The organism is Streptomyces sp. NBC_01116, from assembly GCF_041435495.1.
Lineage (GTDB): Bacteria > Actinomycetota > Actinomycetes > Streptomycetales > Streptomycetaceae > Streptomyces.
In genome coordinates this window covers 8574327-8594260 of record NZ_CP108644.1, presented here as the reverse complement: position 1 = coordinate 8594260, position 19934 = coordinate 8574327, and the positions used below count along the sequence as shown (strand labels likewise).

17 protein-coding genes are annotated in these 19934 nt (G+C 69.2%); 8 read left to right on the top strand and 9 right to left on the bottom strand.

Annotated features, from left to right (window positions below; translation table 11 throughout):
* Positions 1-20: 20 nt before the first annotated feature.
* From OG245_RS37260 to OG245_RS37250, 3 genes are read left to right on the top strand one after another with little or no spacing between them, the layout of a single operon-like run.
* Positions 21-758 (top strand): TnsA-like heteromeric transposase endonuclease subunit, encoded by a 738-nt coding sequence (locus OG245_RS37260; RefSeq protein ID WP_371627762.1) that lies wholly within the window; start codon positions 21-23, stop codon positions 756-758.
* On the top strand, positions 755-2869 hold the full coding sequence (locus OG245_RS37255; protein WP_371621474.1) for a Mu transposase C-terminal domain-containing protein: 2115 nt from the start codon (positions 755-757) through the stop codon (positions 2867-2869). Before OG245_RS37260 ends, OG245_RS37255 begins: the two co-directional genes overlap by 4 nt.
* Complete coding sequence (locus tag OG245_RS37250) at positions 2863-3906, top strand: TniB family NTP-binding protein (protein WP_371621475.1); 1044 nt, start codon at positions 2863-2865, stop codon at positions 3904-3906. The genes OG245_RS37255 and OG245_RS37250 overlap by 7 nt, the downstream gene beginning before the upstream one ends.
* A gap of 476 nt (positions 3907-4382) precedes the next feature.
* Here OG245_RS37250 and OG245_RS37245 read toward each other — a convergent pair whose 3' ends face one another.
* Positions 4383-4517 carry a hypothetical protein gene (locus OG245_RS37245; protein WP_371627756.1) on the bottom strand — a complete coding sequence of 45 codons (135 nt, stop codon included), beginning with the start codon at positions 4515-4517 and terminating at the stop codon, positions 4383-4385.
* Positions 4518-4700: 183 nt separating this feature from the next.
* Between OG245_RS37245 and OG245_RS37240 the strand changes: the two genes are divergently transcribed.
* Positions 4701-5384, top strand: a complete 684-nt coding sequence (locus OG245_RS37240) for a hypothetical protein (protein ID WP_371627755.1) — start codon at positions 4701-4703, stop codon at positions 5382-5384.
* A 169-nt stretch (positions 5385-5553) separates the two neighbouring features.
* Here the strand turns inward: OG245_RS37240 and OG245_RS37235 are convergent, their stop codons facing one another.
* A complete protein-coding gene (locus tag OG245_RS37235) occupies positions 5554-6324 on the bottom strand; it encodes a transposase (RefSeq protein ID WP_371627754.1) in 771 nt (256 codons plus the stop codon).
* Between the two features lie 38 nt (positions 6325-6362).
* The gene (locus OG245_RS37230; protein ID WP_361758145.1) at positions 6363-6959 is read right to left on the bottom strand and encodes a hypothetical protein; all 597 of its coding nucleotides are present in this window, start codon (positions 6957-6959) and stop codon (positions 6363-6365) included.
* A 169-nt stretch (positions 6960-7128) separates the two neighbouring features.
* Between OG245_RS37230 and OG245_RS37225 the strand changes: the two genes are divergently transcribed.
* Positions 7129-8394 carry an IS701 family transposase gene (locus OG245_RS37225; RefSeq protein ID WP_371627753.1) on the top strand — a complete coding sequence of 422 codons (1266 nt, stop codon included), beginning with the start codon at positions 7129-7131 and terminating at the stop codon, positions 8392-8394.
* A gap of 202 nt (positions 8395-8596) precedes the next feature.
* On the opposite strand, the gene OG245_RS37220 is transcribed toward OG245_RS37225, so the two are convergent.
* Positions 8597-9019, bottom strand: a complete 423-nt coding sequence (locus OG245_RS37220; RefSeq protein ID WP_371627752.1) for an RICIN domain-containing protein — start codon at positions 9017-9019, stop codon at positions 8597-8599.
* Between the two features lie 124 nt (positions 9020-9143).
* Here OG245_RS37220 and OG245_RS37215 point away from each other — a divergent pair, with 124 nt between their 5' ends.
* Positions 9144-9314: a helicase associated domain-containing protein gene (locus OG245_RS37215; RefSeq protein WP_371627751.1), complete on the top strand. Its 171-nt coding sequence runs from the start codon at positions 9144-9146 to the stop codon at positions 9312-9314.
* Positions 9315-9463: 149 nt separating this feature from the next.
* Here the strand turns inward: OG245_RS37215 and OG245_RS37210 are convergent, their stop codons facing one another.
* From OG245_RS37210 to OG245_RS37200, 3 genes are all read right to left on the bottom strand, one after another.
* A complete protein-coding gene (locus tag OG245_RS37210) occupies positions 9464-9700 on the bottom strand; it encodes a hypothetical protein (RefSeq protein WP_371627750.1) in 237 nt (78 codons plus the stop codon).
* Between the two features lie 1053 nt (positions 9701-10753).
* Positions 10754-12196, bottom strand: coding sequence for an SLC13 family permease (locus OG245_RS37205; protein ID WP_371627749.1), 1443 nt, complete (start codon positions 12194-12196; stop codon positions 10754-10756).
* A gap of 254 nt (positions 12197-12450) precedes the next feature.
* On the bottom strand, positions 12451-13203 hold the full coding sequence (locus tag OG245_RS37200) for an IclR family transcriptional regulator (protein WP_371627748.1): 753 nt from the start codon (positions 13201-13203) through the stop codon (positions 12451-12453).
* Between the two features lie 99 nt (positions 13204-13302).
* Between OG245_RS37200 and OG245_RS37195 the strand changes: the two genes are divergently transcribed.
* A complete protein-coding gene (locus tag OG245_RS37195; RefSeq protein ID WP_371627747.1) occupies positions 13303-14469 on the top strand; it encodes an alanine--glyoxylate aminotransferase family protein in 1167 nt (388 codons plus the stop codon).
* 49 nt (positions 14470-14518) lie between these two features.
* The gene (locus OG245_RS37190; RefSeq protein WP_371627746.1) at positions 14519-17470 is read left to right on the top strand and encodes an FAD-binding and (Fe-S)-binding domain-containing protein; all 2952 of its coding nucleotides are present in this window, start codon (positions 14519-14521) and stop codon (positions 17468-17470) included.
* Here the strand turns inward: OG245_RS37190 and OG245_RS37185 are convergent.
* Positions 17459-18550, bottom strand: a complete 1092-nt coding sequence (locus OG245_RS37185) for an IS630 family transposase (RefSeq protein ID WP_371628096.1) — start codon at positions 18548-18550, stop codon at positions 17459-17461. The two genes, OG245_RS37190 and OG245_RS37185, sit on opposite strands and share 12 nt — an antisense overlap.
* 148 nt (positions 18551-18698) lie before the next feature.
* Entirely contained in the window at positions 18699-19853 is a 1155-nt protein-coding gene (locus OG245_RS37180; protein ID WP_371627745.1) for a transposase, read from the bottom strand.
* Positions 19854-19934: the final 81 nt, after the last annotated feature.

Below are 19934 nucleotides of genomic sequence, written 5' to 3'. Positions count from 1 at the left end.
GTGGGAGCGGGTTCGAGGCGATGTTCCTCGATCCGGTGGGGCAGCCGGTTCAGCAGCGGTGGGCGGATGCCGCCATGACCGTGGGATTCGAGGAGTTGCGACCGGTGTCGGCGTTCCCGGTGATCCCGGGGCGCCGCTGGGGGCCGGGTCTGTGGTGGTCGGCAACCACCGGGCGGCACGTGGCCGCGGGTTCGAACGCGATGCGTACCCAGCTGATGGTCCTGGACCGCGACCCCGATGTGACCGGGCTCGCGGGGCGTCCGGTACGCGTGTTGTGGCGCGAGGAGCGGGGCCGGGTGCGTTCCTGGGTGCCGCAGCTGTTCGCCCGGTACCGCGACGGCACGGGTCTGCTGGCCGACTGCCCCAGCCACCCGGAGGCCGGCGGCGACCGGGCGGTGAAGGCCGCCGAAGCGGTGAGCGCGGCGTGTGAGGAGATCGGCTGGACCTACCGGCGCCTTGCGCCGCTCGACGACGTCCGGGCCGCCAATCTGAAATGGCTGGCCGGCTACCGCCACCCCCGCAACGCCGGCCGCACCGGCCTCATGCCCGCGGTGGTGGAGGCGTTCGCGCGGCCGCGGCCGCTGATCGAAGGTGCCGAAGCGGCCGGTGACCCGATCGAGGTCCTGCCGGTGGTCTTCCACGCCGTGTGGCACGGGCGGGTGACGGCAGCCCTGGAGGCGCCGCTGCATGAACGTGTCCTGGTCGGTCCTGCGGGCTGGAGTGGCCCGGGGCCGGGCATGGCGGGAGGGGCTCGGTGACCGCGCGGCGCAATGCCCGGCCATCGGTGAAGGTCGGGGCGCAGGTCCGGTTCCGCGGTGTGAAGTGGCAGGTGGTCGCCCTGTCCGGGCAGACCATTCACCTCGTCGGCCCGGGCGGCGGTGGCGAGGCGGTGCTCGCCGGGTACCTGTTCGCCGATCCCGGCTTCAGCGTCATCGGGGCCGATGTGCCGCAGGCGGTCCCGCAGTGGGGGCTGTTCGAGACCGCCCCCGCCGCGGCGCGGGAGAAGGCTCTGGCCTGGCAGCGGCACGTGAGGGAAGTCGAATGCGGCCTTGCCGGCGGGCCCGGCAGTGCTGGAGCGGTGCGGGAGCAGTACGACCCAGAGCGGCACACGCTGGCCGAGCGGGAGCAGGCCAAGGCCGAGGAGCTGACCGCGCTCGGGTTCGGCCGTATCTCGCGCACCACGGTGCAGCGCATGCGGCTCGCTTATCGCAAGCAGGGACTGTGGGGGCTCTTGGACCACCGCACCACTCGTGCCTCCAGCCCTACCGGGCGGTCCGACGAACGGGTCGTCGCCGCCGTCCGTGAAGCGCTGCGCCGTCGGCGCGGGCGCTCCAAAGGCACCATCAACGGCCTGTTCCCGCTCATCAACCAGATCCTCGAAGATCAGCATGGCCCCGGCGCGGTGCCCGTGCCGTCCCAGGCGACGCTGTACCGGCTCGTCACCTCCCTCGCCCGCCCCGGCGAACTGCCCAGTGGTCCGGTGCGGCAGGTGCCCGCGAGTGTCGAGGGGCGGGCCTTCGCCCCTGCCACGGCGCTGCGGCCGGGCGAGCAGGTCCAGATCGACACCACCCGCCTGGATGTCCTGGCCCTCTTCGACGACGGGCGCCTGGCCCGGCCCGAGCTGACCATCGCCGTCGACGTCGCCACCCGCGCCATCCTGGCCGCCGTGCTGTGCCCCAGCGCGACCAAAGCCGTCGACGCGGCCCTGCTGCTCGCGGAGATGGCGGTCCCGCACCCGGCCAGGCCAACCTGGCCGGACATCCTGCGCATGGACCACGCCCGCGCACTCCCCCACCAGCGGCTGGTCACGCTGGATGAGCGTCTTGCCGGTGCGGCGGCCCGGCCGGTCGTCCTGCCCGAGACGATCGTCGTCGACCGTGGCAAAGTCTTCGTCTCCGTCGCGTTCACCGCCGCCTGCGAGAGCCTCGGCATCAGTGTCCAGCCGGCCCCGCCCCGCGCCCCCACCGCGAAGGGCATCGTCGAGCGCACCTTCGGCTCCATCAACGCCCTGTTCTGCCAGCACCTGCCCGGCTACACCGGCTCCGACGTCACCCGCCGCGGCCCCGACACCGAGAAAGACGCCTGCTACAGCGTCGCCCAGCTGCAGGACCTCCTCGATGAGTGGCTGGTGCACTACCACCACCGGCCCCACGAAGGGCTGCGCCACCCGATGATGCCCAGGAAGGCACTCACGCCGAACGAGATGTGGGCCGCGCTCGTCGCCGTCGCCGCCTATGTGCCCGTCCCGTTGACCGGGCGCGACTACCTCGAACTGCTCCCCGTGCGCTGGCAGGCCATCACCCCCGGCGGCATCACCATCCACCACCGCACCTACGACGCGGACCTCCTCGCCCCGCACCGCGGCCAGGCATCCCCCGTCGCCGGCCGCGGCGGGAAATGGGAGATCCACTACAACCCCCACGACGTGCGCCAGATCTGGGTCCGCCTCCCCGACGGTGAACTCACCGAGATTCCGTGGATCCACCGCGACCACGTCCACCGGCCCTTCGACGAACGCACCTGGCAGCACATCCGCACCCAGGCCGTTGACGGCAACCACAGCGACGCCGAGCAGCACGAAGCCGGCCTCGCCGACGCCCTCGACCAGCTCATGCGCCGCGTCCACAGCGGCCACGCCACCACAACAGAGCAGGCACTCCTCGCCCGCACCGCTCACCTCCCGCTCCCCGAAGCCCGCGATGAGGACCACCGCACCGAAGCACCCGCCGACAACTTGGCGCAGCAAGGCAACGAAGGCAACGACGACTGCATCGACGACCTCGATGACCTGCCCGACGACGACGTCAGCCCTGCCCCGGCCGCCGGATTCGGGCTCTACAACGCGCACGAGGAAGCCGACAAGTGGTGAACCCGAGCCCGCCAAACGCGAGCAGCACACCAGCCGGCGACAGCGGCGGGGCCGAATTGTCCTGGCCGCTGACCACCTGGCAGGGCTGGCACCGCTTCGCCACCGCCGACCCCGTCGTCCCTCCCCGGCCCGGCGACCGGCCCCGCAGTACGGAGGAACGCCTGGCCTACCACTCCAGCTTCGTCACCATCCGCACCCCCGCCATCCACACCCTGGCCACCCAAGTCCGCACCCTGATGATCCTCGGACGCCATCAGCAGACCACCGCACGGCCCTCACTGATCGTCACCGGACCCGCCGCAGCCGGGAAAACCACCGCCCTCCTGAACGTCGGACGTACCTGCCACCTCGCCCACACACGCAAAAACCCACCGCCACCGGGATCAGCACACGCCGCGGTACCCGTCGCGTATGTTCTGGTCCCGCCCGGCGCCACCGCGAAAACCCTCATCACCGAATTCGCCCGCTACCTCGGCATCCCCGTAACCGCGCGCATGACCCAGACCCAGATCACCGAAGCCGTCTGCCACACCTACACCCAAGCCGGCATCCAGCTGGTGATGATCGACGAGATCCACCGCCTCAACCCCCGCACCACCACCGGCGCCCAAACCGCCGACCTTCTGAAAGACCTCAGCGAACGCCTCCCCGCGACATTCGTCTACGCCGGCATCAACGTCACCGACACCCCCCTGTTCACCGGCACCCGCGGCGCCCAACTCGCCGGACGCGCCACCCTCGTCGACTGCGGCCCCCTCTCCGCCCGCCACGGCAAGCGTGAACCCTTCCGCGACGTCATCACCGACATCGAAAACCACCTCGACCTCCAGCAGCACAAACCCGGCACCCTCCCCCGCCACACCCCCTACCTCCACCAGCGCACCGCAGGCCGCATCGGATCCCTCACCCGACTCATCCGCCAAGCCGCCATCACCGCCATCCACGACGGCACCGAACGCATCACCAAAACCACCCTCGACACCATCCGCCTCGACCACCTCGCCGAAACCCAACACCGCCCGCGCCGAGGCCGATAGGCACACCTGGCAGCCAGGCAAAAGGCTCTGACCAGCACAAACACCAATCGGGCCTTTACACGCTAGAACTACCTACAACACACCCAGCTGCCCTCAGCGCAGAACACATAACCCCAGCTCAGATACGCCGACCCAGCTGCCAAGACCGCCAATCCCACCTCTCAGCGAACCAGCAACACCCCAGACCAGCCGCCCCGCCGCACACCAACAAACCCCCCTCCCAGCGTTAGCAGTGCAGAGGTCTGCACTACGGTGTGCTGCCGCCCCACTCCCCCAGCCGGCGGGTGCGCAGCACCGAGCGTGCCGAAGACCAGGAGACGTCGAACCAGATGAGGCTGTGCACCACGCACCCCATGGTGCGACGCACGTGGACCGTGGAGCTACGCCCCGAAAAGGGAGGGCCTGTGCTCCACTGCCCGCAGTGCCCGCCCGGCAGCCCTCCCGTGCGAGGTACCGCGTCCCAGGTCTTGGCGCACCTAGCCCGGCACGCCCGGCACGATGCCCTGCCCCAGCATCTGCGGACCTGCCAGTGCCACCCCCATGGCTGCCGGTGGCACCCTCGCCACCGCGGCTGCTCCGGCCCCGTCCTGCTCGTCCTCACCCGTGAACACGGAGGCCGCCTCTGGCGCCTCGCCGATGTCTGCGCCGCTTGCGCGGCAGCGACCGCCCATGCCGCCGTCGTGCCCGACACTGTCCTTGTCACAGCGTCATCGGCAGAGTCGGAGAGACGGACCCGGCGGAAGCAGCGCAGAACCAGGCCGTGCGGGCCCTCGGAGCAAGTCCGCGTGCGGGAAATGCTCAGCTACCTGGCCGCTGCCCTCCCCGCTCAGGCCTCTGCTTCCGCCCGCCTGCTGGCCTTGCAGTGCGCCCTGCGTTCCACCACAGCTGGGATGGTGAGCATCCCCACCGGTCTGATCCGCGGCATGCAACTCGGTCCCGGCACCACGGCGCTCGGCGAACTGCAGGGGGCTCAATGGCTCCACGCATTCACTACCCCGCAACCCGGGAGTGAAGGTTTCACCGCACAGCTCCTGGATGTCGCTCTGCGAACACAGGCCCCGGCCAGGAAAGACCGCGCTCGCGCAGCCGACTGGAGTCTGCGCACCTGCCGGGTGAAAACCTTACGCCAGCTGGGCCCGCTCCCGCGGCTGCTGGTACTCGTGCTGGCGACCCACCCCCAGGCCGACAACTCCGAGGAGGAGTCCAGCGCCGATCAGGCACACCTGGCGCGGATGTGCGGCCTGGCACCGCAGAGCCTCCTACACACACTCGGACTACTCGCGGACACACACTTCTTGCAGTCCTGGACACACGACCTCACCCGCGAGGAAGTGCGCTGGAAGCTCGCCTTGCCGATGCAGCAGCAGCCGTCCCCCGGCACAGACCAGAAACACCCCCACGGAGCACCCATCACCCAGCCGCGGGAGCCGCAGCCCCCGTCCGGCCATGGACCATTGATCTGCCGCAGCAACGAATGACCATCAACCTAAGGGCTTGCAGAGAATCAACTTGCTGTCGAACACCGTGCATGAGCTGCGGTGTCAAGAGCGCGAGTGCGCAACTTATTGTTCTGCAAGCCCTAAGGGCTGTCCCGTAAAGATCTTCGAGTCAGCTCGGCCGTGATCGGCTGCTGTCCGCTCGGCTCGCCTATCGGCCGAGTGCGAGGTTGCGCAGGCGGGCGATGCCGCTCATTGCGTGATGGACGCCGTCGCCCTTCAACCGGCAGTCTCGGAGGATCTTCCAGGTCTTCATGCGGGCGAAGGCGTGCTCGACACGGGCGCGGACCTGACGGTGAGAAGTGTTGTGTTCTTCCTTCCAGGCCGGCAGTTCGCTCTGCCCGCGCTCGCGACGGTGCGGGATCACCAGGCCGGTGCCCCGGTAGCCGCCGTCGGCGATGACGGTGGTGCGGCCGAGGGCCTCCTCGGCTCCGGACAGTGCCCACGCCTTGCAGTCGTTGCGGTTGCCGGGCAACGGCCTGCCGACCACGACGACGCGCCGGGTGTCGGCGTCGATGACGACCTGGTGATTGGTGGAGTACCGGTAGTTCTTGGACCGCTCGGCCGCCGTGTGGTCGCGGGTGGGGACCAGAGTTCCGTCCACGACGAGCACGGTGTCCTTGCGGAACCGTCTGCGGGGCTTGAGCGCGAGCCGGGGGCCGAGGTGACCGACGATGCGGCTGGCCGCGGACTTCGAGACGCCGAAGAGCGGTGCGAGCTGGCGCAGTGTCAGGTTGGTGCGCCAGTGTGCGGCCACCAGGAGCAACCGGTCTTCCAGCGGAATCCCCCACGGCCGGCCGCGCCGAGCGATGTCGGCGCCTTCGCGCCGCAGCGCACGCACCACCCGGTTGAACTGGCGCGGAGCCACACCGGTGAACGGGACTATCCAGGACGGCTCCGAGGCCGTGATCACACCAGGCACGACAGAGATCATTTACATCGGCATCAGCCGGGGCAATCTCAGCCGAGGAAGTCCTTCCAGAGCGGGACGGATGCCTGCGGATTCCAGGGCGCGTCCTCGTCGATCTCGCCGAACTCGCGGTCGATGTAGTCGGCCAGATCGTGGCCGTAGCAGATGATGTCGGTCCCCCACACCGATAGGACCGGATGTCCCGGAGTGTCACGACCTGCGGGTATGAAGCGGTGCGCGTAGATAGGAACGAGTCGTGGTGCTCGTGCAAGTACCGCTCGGGCTACCTCCAGAGCCTCTTCCTTGGAGGTGGGGCGCGCTCCCAGGGCCGGATGCCAGCTGCCATGAGCGACGTCGCCCAGCACTTCTCGTACCGGCCACTCCAGCCGATGGCGCAGGTCGTCTTCATCAGCGTGACGCCAGTCGGGCCAGGGCTGCTGCCACGTCGCGCCTTCCTCGGGAGGTGAAGCGACCGGCAGCCCTGCCGCTAGAAAAGCACGATGCTCCGGGGAGAACTCGAGCTCATAGGTCGCCTCGATCCGGCTGAGCTCTTCCTCCGTGAGCCCTGGAGCTATCTCACAGCAGTCCGCCTCCGCCAACCGCCGCGCGGCCTCCGCACCCAACCAAGCGCCATCAAAGTCGATCACTCCGGCACCGTACACACGCTGCGTGCACGGCATCGCATCTTTTCGAGCCTCGACTCGGGCCTCCAGGTCATTGCGGGACAGCCCTTAGGCAAGATCTTTTGAAGAAGGGCTTGGTCATCTTCATTCGTGAGTGGCGTGTCTGTGGATGCTTGGGTGTCGTTGGGGTGGTGTGACACCTGAGGAGATGGCCGGGGTCCGGGAGGACCTGGAGGCGTTTGCTGCGGAGTTGTTCGACGGGTTCTTCCGTGCGGATCAGCGGCGGTGGGGACAGGCGTATGTGCGGGGGTTGCTGCTGGACGGGCGGCGCAAGTCGGTTGAACCGATGGCGGCCCGTCTCGGTGAGGACGGCAACCGGCAGGCCCTGGCCCACTTTGTGACGACGAGCCCGTGGGATCCGGCGCATGTGCGGGCCCGGACGGCCTGGAGAATGCAGGAGGCGATCGGCCCGGAGGCGTTGATCGTCGACGACACCGGGTTCTTGAAGGACGGGGACGCGTCGGCGTGTGTGTCGCGGCAGTACACCGGCACCGCGGGCAAGGTCACCAGATGCCAGGTCGGGGTGTCGCTGCACCTGGCCCGGGATCATGCCTCGGCTGCGGTGAACTGGCGGCTGTTCCTGCCCGCGTCCTGGGATCCGGCCTCTCCGGAGGCGGACCCGGGCAAGGTTGCCCGCCGCAGCCGCTGCGGCATTCCCGCAGGAGTGGGGCATGTGGAGAAGTGGCAGCTGGCCCTGGACATGATCGACGAGACCCGGTCGTGGGGCATCGATGTTCCCCTGGTCGTCGCGGACGCCGGTTACGGGGATGCCGCAGCTTTCCGCCACGGCCTGGAGAAACGCAACCTGCCCTATGTGGTGGGCATTTCCTCTCGCCACACTGCTCATCCGGCCGACGCCCGGCCGGCCCGGCCCGCCTACGCGGGCACCGGCCGGCCACCGGCAATGCAGTACCCCGAGCCCGCGCAGACCATGAAAGAGCTGGTCATCGCAGCCGGGCGGGCAGCTGCCAGGCCGGTGTCCTGGAGGGAAGGCTCCCGGCCCGGCAAGGGAATCAGCGCCTTCAAACGCATGTACTCGCGGTTCGTTGCCCTGCGCGTGCGACCCGCCGGACGAGGCGTCCGCAAGACCACCGACGGTCCTGAACTGCCCGAACGCTGGCTGCTGGCCGAGTGGCCCGCCACCGAACCCGAGCCGGTGCAGTTCTGGCTGTCGGACCTGCCCTCCGGGATGCCGCTGGCCACTTTGGTGCGGCTGGCCAAGCTGCGCCGGCGCATCGAGCACGACTACCGCGAGATGAAACAGGCTCTGGGGCTTGCCCACTTCGAAGGCCGCACCTGGAGCGGCTGGCACCACCACGTCACCCTCGTCTCCGCCGCCCATGCCTTCTGCACCCTGCAACGACTGGCCCACCACCCAAAAGCCGCGGCGCAGGTCTGAGCCTCTACCAGGTCGTCCACGAACTCCAGACACTCCTCGCCACCTGGAACGGCACCTGCCCCACCTGCCACCACGACATACCCACCCCCATACGAACCTGACCAAGCCCTACTAGGCCCCGGCCGCGACGCTGGCGCCAGGCATCTGACACCTGGTGTCCGAAGGGCCCGCCGGCAGTCGGCGGGCCCTTCGAGGTGGGTCTTTAGCCGAGGCGGAACTGCTGGTTGGGCTTGTCCTTGTCGGTCCACTGGACGAGCTTGCCGCCGTCCTTGGTGTCTTCGGCGAGTACCGACAGGACCTTGCCGCTGTGGCGGGCTTCGAGCGCGAAGTAGCCGTCGTCCTTCTGGACGAGCTTCCACTCCTGGTTGGGCTTGTCCTTGTTCGTCCACTGGACGACCTCGGCACCGTCCTCGGTCTCCGAGGCGAGGACCGACAGGGCCTTGCCACTGTGCACCGCGAGAACGTGGTAGTAGCCGCCGGTCGTGGCCACCAGGTTCCAGTGCTGGTTCGGCTTGTTCTTGTCCGTCCACTGGACGACCTCGGCACCGTCCTGGGTCCCCGAAGCGGTCACCGAGACCAGCTTGTCGCTGTGACGGGCCACCAGAGCAGCAGTGAAAACAGCCATGACATCCTCTTCCTCATACAACGAAAAAATGGGTCAATCACCGTAGTAACAGCGCTTGTCCGCTCGTTGTCCGGCATTGGGGATCTCTGGCCGCAGGACGCCCTCGGACGGCCTGGAAAATTCGGTGCAGCACTCGAACGCAGACGAACGGAACAGCACTGATCAAGGAGGCCCCCACGGGCCCGTCCGGCTGGGCACCTGGATCAGCAATACCCGCAGCAGGCGGGAGAAACTGACCGACCACCAGCGCGAGCAGCTCGCCGCGCTCGGCATCGACTGGGCCACGGCGGCCTAATCCGAACCAGGGCAGTCCGGTGCCGGTGGCTTCCGCCACCGGCACCGCCGGTTCGGGCCGTACTCCGAAAGACCCGCCCTGTCCCGCGCACCCATACGGCACGGTCTGTCCCTGACCCTATCGAGCCTGCGGCGGCCGGACCGGCCGGATCACGCGGCGCCCTCCGACCGCCGCTCTCCCCCGGCCCGCCGCCTCAGCTCCACCCGCGCCGCAGGCGTCCCCGCCGGGGTGGACCAGAACGGGTGCTGCTCGATGCGGACGGACAGGTGGAGCAGGCGGCGGCGCAGCAAGGTGCGGCGGGGGGTGGGCACGGCGAGGGCGCGGTAGGTGGTGTGCCAGTCCTGCTGGGCGCGGATCAGGTCGTCGGGGAAGCGGAAGCGGCCCATCCACCAATCAGAACATGCGTTTCGAATTAAGGGGCCAGTCCGTATCCGCAGGGCCCCGGCTCACGTTGCTGAGTTTCGTTTCGCTGGGCTGGGCATTCTCACGAGGCGCCCGCCGTTGCCTCACCGGGTGCTGAGGAAGCGCTGCCCGGAACCCGTTGCCTCAGACACCAGAGCGAGAACGCGATCCGTCGTGAAAGTGAGAGTCAGCATCCAGGAGCAGGCTGACCGGACGGTGGAGTACCCACTGCGGGAGGAGAGCGAGGCCGTTCTCGTTTGAATGGGCAGCGGCCTCGCGGCGGTCGGGCTGACCGAAGGCGCGGCGCTGGACGACTGGACGAGACGGGCAAGAACGCCGCGCGGCGGCTGATGCGGGGGTGCTTCGCTGTCCTCTACCGTTCGTCGGCCTCTGCGGTTCCGGCCGTCAGGACGTGTGGCCAACGATCAACTGCGGGGGCGGTCACGGGTGGGCAGGCCCGTTGTGGAGCCTCGAAGCTGAGACAGCGTCACTCTTCACAGGACAGAGCCCTGTGACAACACTCTCGCTACACGCGGTCGAGGTGGGCCACCCCCACGTGCCCGGCGAGCACCGAAGTCATATTCGGTGGGCACGGCACGAGCGGCTCACCCTTGTTCGAGCGGAGGTGCGGCTTCCGTTGAACGCAAGGGCCTGGTCGCTCGGAGGCAGGCCCCGCCGAGGGTTGTGGATCGGAGCCGGGTCGTGCTGGACGGAACGGGCGCACTTGAGTGCCAGCCTCACACCCTGCACGAGGTCGTCGGGAGCCGTGCTGGAAGTAGCTGGAACATGGATCCTGCTCGACCTCGTCGACCTGTTGCCGCCCGGGTGTGCCGCCGGGCCGGGGCGCGGGCGGATCTCGCCACCAGGGCGTTCTCCACGGTTCTGGAATTCCTGGCCCCTGGGCCGGGTGGTTTCCCAAGCGGACCTGCTGAGTTCGGGGCCGGCGCGGAGCAGGGGTACTCGGGCGAGACGGAACACGGTGAGCGGTCGCCTGCCCCGGCTGCCCTCCGAGGCGGCGACTCGCCCGCGCGCGTCGTTCAGAGCCGACCGGGCAGGATGAAGATCAGCCAGGTGAGCAGCGGTGTGATCACGGCCATGCATAGCCCCCACTGCATCAGTCGTCGGAAGACCGCTTCGCGCTGTTCCTCGGGTGCGCTCGCCGTGACCAGCGCACCGCTGGTGGAGATGGGGGAGGAGTCCACGACGGAGGAGGAGATGGCGAGTGCCGCGATCAGTCCGACCGCGCCGATCTCGCCGCTGAGGAGGAACGGGATGGCGATCGGGATGAGCGCACCGAGGATCCCGGTCGTGGAAGCGAAAGCGGAGACCACCGCGCCGATCAGGCAGATCAGCAATGCGCCGAGCAGAGGCGCTCCGATGCCGGCGACCTCCCTGCCGAGATGGTCGATGGTCCCGATGCGCTCCATCACACCGACGAACGTCACGATGCCGCACACCAACAGCACGGTGGACCAGGCGCAGCTGTCGACCGCTCCTTCGGCGGATGCGGGGGACAGGAGCGTCAGCAGCACCGCCACCGTCAGGGCCAGCAGCCCCACGTTGAGGTCGAAGAACAGCGCCCCGACGACGAGGCTGAGCAGTCCGAGGAGGGTGACCACCCGGATCGGGTCGAGGCGTGGTGCGGTGCCGTGGGGACCCGCGCCCTGATGGAACGCGGCCCCGGCGCCCGGGTTCGCGATCGTGAGCGTGGTGGGCCCGGCGGCGGATGGAGCGCTGACGCCACCCGTCTCCGGACCGGCGCGTGGTGCGGGAACGGCGCTGCCCGGTGGCTCCGCTGCTCCGGGAAGCTGTGCGGCTGTTCCCGGAAGCTGTTCGGCGTCGCCGCTCCCGGGGGGAGTGTCGTGTGCCCGGCGGCCGGTCAGCTGCCGTCCGCCGAAGAGGAGGAACACCACTCCGCTGAGGGCTACGTTGAAGGCGAAGGTGCTGGCGAACAGGAACGCGGGGCTTCCGGGCAGGCCGCTGCGTTCTACCACACCGTTGGTGATGCTGCCGAAGATGCCGATCGGCGAGAACCCCCCTGCGCTGGCGCCGTTGATGACGAAGAGGCCGAGCAGTACGGGATGGATCCGGTGCCGTGCGGCGAAGCCCATGGCGAGCGGGGCGACGAGGGCGACGGCGGCCGGGACCACCGCGCCCACAGCGGTGAGGGTCGCGGTGATCAGGAACATCACCCAGGGAATGAGGGCGATCCTGCCGCGTACGGCCCGGGTCGAGGCGTGGACGAGCCACTCGATTGTTCCATTGTTCTTCGCGATGGCGAACAGAAGGGTGACGCCTACGAGGACGACGAACAGGTCGCCTGGGAATCCCTGGAAGATGTCGTCCGCGGACTGGTCGAAGAAGAGTGTGCCGGTGATGAATGCCGCGGCGATGGCGAGTGCTCCCATGTGTGCCGAGGTGAAGGTCGCGAGGGTGAAGATCAGTACCAATGCGATGAGAGCGATGACGTGATCGGACACGAGGGTTCCTCGCCTTCGGTCGAAGGTCGCTGTCCGGACGTGCGCAGCCCCTCGCCGGGGCGAATCGGTGGGGCGGACGGCGGGGGACGGAGCGTGGCGGCCTGCGGTGTGGCATGCCATTGACGCCCGCATGGATTCCGCTATGCGGAATTCGAATTCCGTGATGATGGGTATCGAAGACCCGCCCGACGTGGTTCGTCAAGAGGTGTCACGGAAGTTCCCGGCGGCTGCCGACAGGTGACCGCCCCGCCCTGTCAGTCGCCCCGCGTCCGCTTCAGTGCCTCGCTCACCGTCTTCGCCGCCTCGCGCAGCGCCGCCCCGAAGGCGGCCCGGGAGTCCTCGGTCATCCTGCTCGTGGGTACGTTGACGCTGATGCTCGCCACCGGGAGTCCGGCGTCTCCGAGGACGGCGGCGGCGACCGCGGAGACGTCCGTACGCCACTCGCCCGCGTTGGTTGCATAGCCCCGCAGTCGGATCTCGGTCAGCTCGGCCCGCAGTAGCCCCGGGTCGACGATCGACGTCTCGGTGAACCGGGTGAGGCCGTCGGCGATATGGCGCTCGACGGCCTCGTCGGAGCTCGCCGCGAGCACTGCCTTGCCGTTGGCCGACGCGTGCGCCGGCAGGTTCTGGCCGAGCGGCAGGATGATGCGCACCGGCTTACTCGTCTCCAGCCGCTCGATCAGCACGATGTTGCCGCCTTCCGGCACGGCCAGGTGCACGGTCTCGTCCGTCGCGCGGCGCAGCTCCTCCATCACCGGCACGGCGATGTCGCGCAGTCCGAGCTCGCCGGTTGCTCTCCGGCCCACGTGCAGTGCCTTGGTGCTGATCATCCAGCGGGTGGGCGTCCCCCCCGCGGGCCGGATCCAGCCCGCGGTGTGCAGCGTGAGCAGGGCCCGCTGCACTGTGCTCTTCGGCGATTCCATGGCTCTCGCCAGGTCTGCGACCCCGACCGGTTGCCGCGTCGCGACCTCCTCCAGAACGCGCAACGCGTTGAGAACGCTCTGCATCCATTGACTCCCTCGCTGGGCCGCACCTATGCTCCGCCGTGCCGCTTGATGGTACGCCGTGCCACATGATGGCACAACACTTTTCGGAGGTGTTCTCGAATGCCCACTCGCACCGGACGCCACTTCCTCCAGATCCCCGGCCCCACGAACGTCCCGGACCAGGTCCTTCGCGCCATGGCGGCGCCCACGATCGACCACCGGGGGCCGGAGTTCGCGGCCCTGACGGCCCATCTGCTCCAAGCGGTCAAACCCGTGTTCGGCACCACGGGCCCCGTCGTGATCTACCCCGCCTCCGGCACGGGCGCCTGGGAGGCCGCACTCGTCAACACCCTCAGCCCCGGCGACGAGGTGCTGTGCTTCGAGACCGGGCACTTCTCCACCCTCTGGCAGGACATGGCGAGGGCGCTCGGCCTCAACGTCACCTCGGTGCCCGGCGACTGGCGTCACGGAGCCTCGCCGGAGGAACTCGCGCGCCGGCTCGCCGCGGACTCCGCCCACGCACTCAAGGCCGTGTGCGTCGTCCACAACGAAACCTCCACCGGTGTCACCAGCCGGATCGCCGACCTCCGCCGGGCCCTCGACAGCACGGACCACCCGGCGCTGCTCCTCGTCGACACCATCTCCTCGCTGGGCTCCATCGACTACCAGCACGACGAGTGGGGCGTCGACGTCACGGTCGCCGGATCGCAGAAGGGCCTGATGCTCCCTCCAGGGCTCAGCTTCAACGCCGTCAGCGACAAGGCGCTCGCCGCGTCGAAGACCTCCCGCCTGGCGAAGTCCTTCTGGGACTGGGCCCCCGTCCTCGAAGCCAACCGGCGCGGCTTCTTCCCCTACACCCCGGCCACCAACCTCCTCTACGCGCTGGCCGAGGCGCTGGAGATGCTCGCCGCCGAAGGGCTGCCCCAGGTCTACGCCCGGCACGCCCGGCACGCGGCGGCGACCAGGGCCGCCGTCCGAGGCTGGGGGCTGGAGGTGCTCTGCGCCGACGAGCGCGAGCACTCCGGATCGCTCACCGCCGTCCTGATGCCCGAGGACTGCGACGCGGACGAACTGCGCGCCGTCGTCCTGGAGCGGTTCGACATGTCCCTGGGAGCGGGGCTCGGCCGGCTGGCCGGGCGCATCTTCCGAATCGGGCACCTCGGCCACTTCAACGACCTCACCCTCGCCGGAACCCTGGCCGGCGTGCAGATGGGCCTCGGAATCGCCGGATTCCCGGCCGACCCGGCCGGCCTCCCCGCAGCCCTGAAGGTCCTGAGCGCCCGGTGATCCCGCCCCTGACCCCGCTCCCGTCCACCACCGCAGTCGGAGCCGCCCCATGACCTCCCGTACCGGACCGACCCCCTCCTCCCGGCAGCCCGTGGCCGCCACCGCCCAGGACGGACTGGAACAGCGCCTGCGTCACGACCTCGACGGCGACGTGGCGTTCGACGACTACACCCGCCACCTCTTCTCCCGCGACGCCAGCATGTACGCCATCACCCCGCGCGGTGTGGTCTTCCCCCGGCACACCGGTGACATCGAGGCCGCGGTCGCGGCCGCCGCCGAGTACGACGTACCGCTCCTCGCACGCGGGGCGGGCACCAGCCTCGCCGGACAGACCGTGGGGCCCGGACTCGTCCTCGACCTGTCCCGCCATATGAACCGCATCCTGGAACTGGACCCCGAAGCGGGCACCGCACTCGTCGAGAGCGGCGTCGTCCAGGACGAGCTCAACCGGGCGGCCGCACCCCACGGCCTCATGTTCGGCCCCGACACCTCCACCAGCAGCCGCGCCACCATCGGCGGGATGATCGGCAACAACTCGGCCGGCAGCGGATCACTGCGCTACGGCATGACCATCGACCACGTCCGCGCACTCGACGTCACGCTCTCCGACGCCTCCACGGTCCGCCTGGAGCCCGTCGACGAAACCGAACGCGCGCGCCGCGCGGAGCTGCCCACCCTGGAGGGCCGGCTGTACCGGGAGCTTCCGGAGCTCGTCCGGGCCAACTCCACCGCAATCGCCGAGGGGTTCCCCCGGTTCTGGCGCCGCGCCTGCGGCTACCGCCTCGACCGCCTCGCCAGGGAGGAGATGCCGTTCGACCTGGCCAAGTTCATCGTCGGCTCGGAGGGGACCCTCGCCGTCACCTCCAGGGCCGTCGTCGATCTGGTTCCGAAGCCCCGTCACACCGTGATCGCCGTCGGACACTTCGCCTCCGTGGCCGGGGCGATCGAGGCCACCGAGTCCGCGCTGTCCTGCGACCCGGTGGCCGTGGAGCTCATGGACCGGACGATCCTGGACCTCTCCCGGCAGAAGATCGAGTACGCGTCCCTGGGCAATCTCCTTCAGGGCGACCCCGAAGCACTGCTCTTCGTCAGCTTCACCGGCGACGACGAGACCGAGATACGCGATCGGATGCGGCAGCTGACGCTGCTGTGGAAGCAGTACGGTCACGGCTACCACACGCTTCAGGCCGTCACCCCCGACCAGCGCGGCGCGCTGCTGAAGGTCCGCAAGGCGGGCCTCGGACTGCTCATGGCCGCGGGCGAGGGCACCCGCCGGCCCCTTGCCTTCATCGAGGACACCGCGGTCGACCCCGTCCACCTCGCCGCCTACACCCGCCGGTTCAAGGAGATCCTGGACCACCACAACCTCTCCGCGGGGTTCTACGGGCACTGCTCCGTCGGCTGCCTGCACATCCGGCCCTTCGTCGACCTCACCGACCCGGACCAGGTCCGCACCATGCGGGCCGTCGCCGAGGAGATCAAGGACCTTGTCCGTGAGTACGGAGGGGTCAACTCCAGCGAGCACGGCGACGGCCTGGCCCGCAGCGAGTTCAACCGGGAGATCTTCGGCGACGCGCTGTACGAAGCGATGCGCCAGGTCAAACGGATCTTCGACCCGCACGACCGGATGAACCCCGGCAAGATCGTCGACGCGCCCGCCATGACCGACCACCTCCGCGACCCCGCCCTCCCCTCGGCCCCTGAACTGCGCACGCGGCTGGCCTTCGACGTCGTCGGCGGAATGCGAGGCGCGGCCGACCGCTGCATGAACATCGGCCTGTGCCGCAAGAGCGGAAGCGGAGCGATGTGCCCCTCCTACATGGCCACCCGCAACGAGGAGGACTCCACCCGGGGCCGGGCGGGCGCACTCGTCAAAGCACTCTCGGAACCGGATCCCCGCAAGGCCCTGGGGGACGAGCGGCTCCACGAGGTCCTCGATCTGTGCCTGATGTGCAAGGCGTGCAAGAGCGAGTGCCCGCTCGGGGTCGACATGGCGTCACTGAAGGCCGAAGCCCTCTCCCATCACCACGACTTGCACGGTGTGCCGGTCCGCTCCCGGCTCTTCGGCTCGATCCGCCTGCTCAACCGGCTCGGATCGGCTACCGCCCCCCTCTCCAACGCCATGGGTGCGCTCCGCCCCGCGCGTTGGCTCATCGACCGCCGGCTCGGCATCACCCCGGCCCGGCCGCTGCCCCGCTTCGCCCGCCGCAACCTGGTCCGCTGGTTCCGCCGACGCGACACCAAGACCGGGGTCCGCCGCCCCGCGCCCCAGGGCGTCCTCACCTATCTCGCCGACTCCTTCACCACGTACACCGAACCGACGATCGGCAGCGCCGCCATCGAACTGCTGGAACACGCCGGATGGGAGGTACGCCTGGAGAGCCGGGGCTGCTGCGGTCGCTCCAGCCTCTCCAAGGGGCTCATCGACGACGCCAACGAGAAGGCATTCAAACTCGTCCACCTGCTCGCCGAGACGACTCCGGCCGGATCGCCCGTGGTCGGCTGCGAGCCCTCCTGCCTGATGACTCTGCGCGACGAGCACCTGTCGATGCTGCCCGACGACACCGCCGTCCAGGACATCGCCGGACGTGTCCGACAGGTCGAGGAACTCCTCCTGGAGGCCCTGGACGACGGACGACTCCACCTCGGGGCGGAAACCTGGCCCGCGGGCAGGCGATTCCTCTACCACGGCCACTGCCACCAGAAAGCCGAGGTCGGCACGGCGGCGACCGTCGAGCTGCTCCGCCGGATCCCCGGCGCCGAAGTGGTCGAACTCGACGCCGGATGCTGCGGGATGGCCGGTTCCTTCGGCTTCGAGTCCGAGCACTACGACCTCTCGATGACGATCGGCGCCGACCGGCTCTTCCCGGCCGTCGACGCGGAGCCCGAGGACACCGTCATCGTGGCCACCGGGGTCTCCTGCCGTCAGCAGATCTTCCACGGCACCGAACGAGACGCCTGGCACCCGGTCCAACTGATCCATGCGGCCCTAGTGACCTGAGTCAGAGATTCGTTGGCAGTAGCTGGCGACCTTGTCGAGGATTTCGTCGGCGGTCTTGGTCCAGATGAAGGGCCGTGGGTGGTCGTTCCAGTCCGCGACCCAGGCCCGGATGTCGCGTTCCAGTGCTTGGACGGAACGATGGACGCCGCGTTTGAGTTTCTTCTGCGTGAGCTCGGCGAACCATCGTTCCACCAGGTTCAGCCAGGACGAACTGGTGGGTGTGAAGTGCAGGTGGAATCGGGGGTGGGACAGCAGCCACTTCTTGACCGCCGGTGTCTTGTGGGTCGCGTAGTTGTCGAGGATCAGGTGCACCTCGAGGCCGGCCGGCACTTCCTTGTCGACCTTGGCCAGGAACTTCTTGAACTCAGCTGCCCGATGGCGCCGGTGCAATGGGCCGATGACTTTGCCGGTCGCCACCTCCAGAGCCGCGAACAGGGTGGTGGTGCCGGCACGGATGCAGTCGTGGCTCCGGCGTTCCGGGACGCCCGGCATCATCGGGAGCACGGGCTGGGACCGGTCCAGGGCCTGGATCTGCGACTTCTCGTCCACGCAGAGGACCAGCGCTCTTTCCGGTGGATCCAGGCAGAGGCCCACCACGTCGCGGACCCTGTCGATGAAGAACGGGTCCGTGGACAGCTTGAAGGTCTCAGACCGGTGCGGCGCGAGTGCGAACGCCCGCCAGATCCGGGAGATCGCCGACTGCGACATGCCCGTGGCGGCAGCCATCGATCTGGTCGACCAATGGGTGGCGTTCTTCGGCCTCTCCTCGAGGGTCCTGACGATGACCCGCTCGACGTCGGCGTCACTGATCTTCCTCGGCGCACCGGGCCGCGGTTCGTCGGACAGGCCGTCCAGGCCACGTTCGATGAACCGCCGCCGCCAGGTGCGGACCGTGTCCGCGGCAACACTCAACCGGCGGGACACCTCCAGGATCGAATGCCCCTCGGCGCACTCCAGCACGATCCGCGAACGCTGAGCCAGAGCCTGGGCCGTCGAACGACGACGCACCCAACCCTCCAGCACAGCCCGCTGGGCATCAGTCACCGACAACGGCGGAATCTTCGGACCGGGACGACTCATGAACAACCAACGACGAACCTGCGACTCAAGTCACTAGTAGGGCTTGGTCATGTTGGTGCGGGGTCTGGCATGTCGCGGTGACAGGTGGGGCAGGCGCCGGTCCAGGTCGCGAGGAGTATCTGCAGCTCGCGGACGACTCGGTAGAGGCTCAGGCCGACGCCGTCTCTTTTGGGGATCGGCTCAGTCGCTGGAGTGTGCAGAAGGCGTGGGCGACCGAGACGAGGGTGACGTGGTGGTGCCAGCCTGGCCGGGTCCGGCCTTCGAAGTGGGCCAAGTCGAGGGCCTGTTTCATCTCGCGGTAGTCGTTCTCGATGCGCCACCGGAGCTTCGCGGTGCGCACAAGGACGGGCAACGGGGTGGTTGCGGGCAGGTTGGAGAGCCAGAACTGCACGGGTTCGTCCTGATCGGCGGTCCATTCGGCCAGCAGCCAGCGGACCGGAAGCTCGGCGGCGGCCGTGGCCTTGCGGTTCTCGCGTCCGGCGGGCCGGATCCGCAGGGCAACGAAGCGGGAGTACATGCGCTTCACCCCGCTGCGGCCGCTGCCCGGCCGTGATCCCTCCCTCCACTGCACCGGCCGTGCGGAGGATTTGCCGGCCGCGATGACCAGGTCCTTCACCCGCTGTGCCGACTCGGGATAGGCAGGGACCGGCCGCCGGCCCCTGCCGACGTAGGTCGGGGTCGACGGCCGTGCGTCCTCGGGTTGTGCGGTGGTTGTTGTCGAGATGCCCACCACGTAGTCGAGTCCGCGTGTCTCCAGGCCGAGCCGGAAGGCAGCGGTGTCCCCGTAGCCACCGTCAGCGATGACCTGGGGCACTTCGATGCCCCAGGACCGCGTCTCGTTGCCGAGGTCCAGGTCGCGGGCGATGTCAGGCCCTCGGTCAGCGGGCTCCAGACGTTCCTCGCGTCGGTGCTCACCGCGGGGGCGGCCCAGGGGTCGGGCTTCTGCCCGGCGTGGGAGCGGACGGCGCGGCAGCCGCCAGAGCAGGGGCGGGTGCGGCGGCGGCCGGAGCAGGGATGGGAGCGGTCGGTGCGGAAGCGGCGGGGCCGGAGTCGGGGTGACGGCGGCGGCGATGGCGATGGCCTGGTCGACGGCGTGGGCGTGGGCGTGGTTGAGGATGTTTCTCACGAGGTGCCGACCATCGTCTTGCCAGGTGCTGAGGAAGCGCTGCTCAGAACCCGTTGCCTCAGACACCAGAGCGAGAACGTAACCCGGCGCGGAAGTGAGAGTCAGCACCGGGAGCGAGGGCCGGGCGGTGCACTGGGGCGCCGCCCGGGGATGTCCTGTTGCCCGGACGGGCGGCATGTCGGAGGGGCGTAGCGCCGCGCATTTCTGACGGTCTGTCAGAGTAGGTGCAGCGTACTGGTATGCGGGTGGGATCCCGAA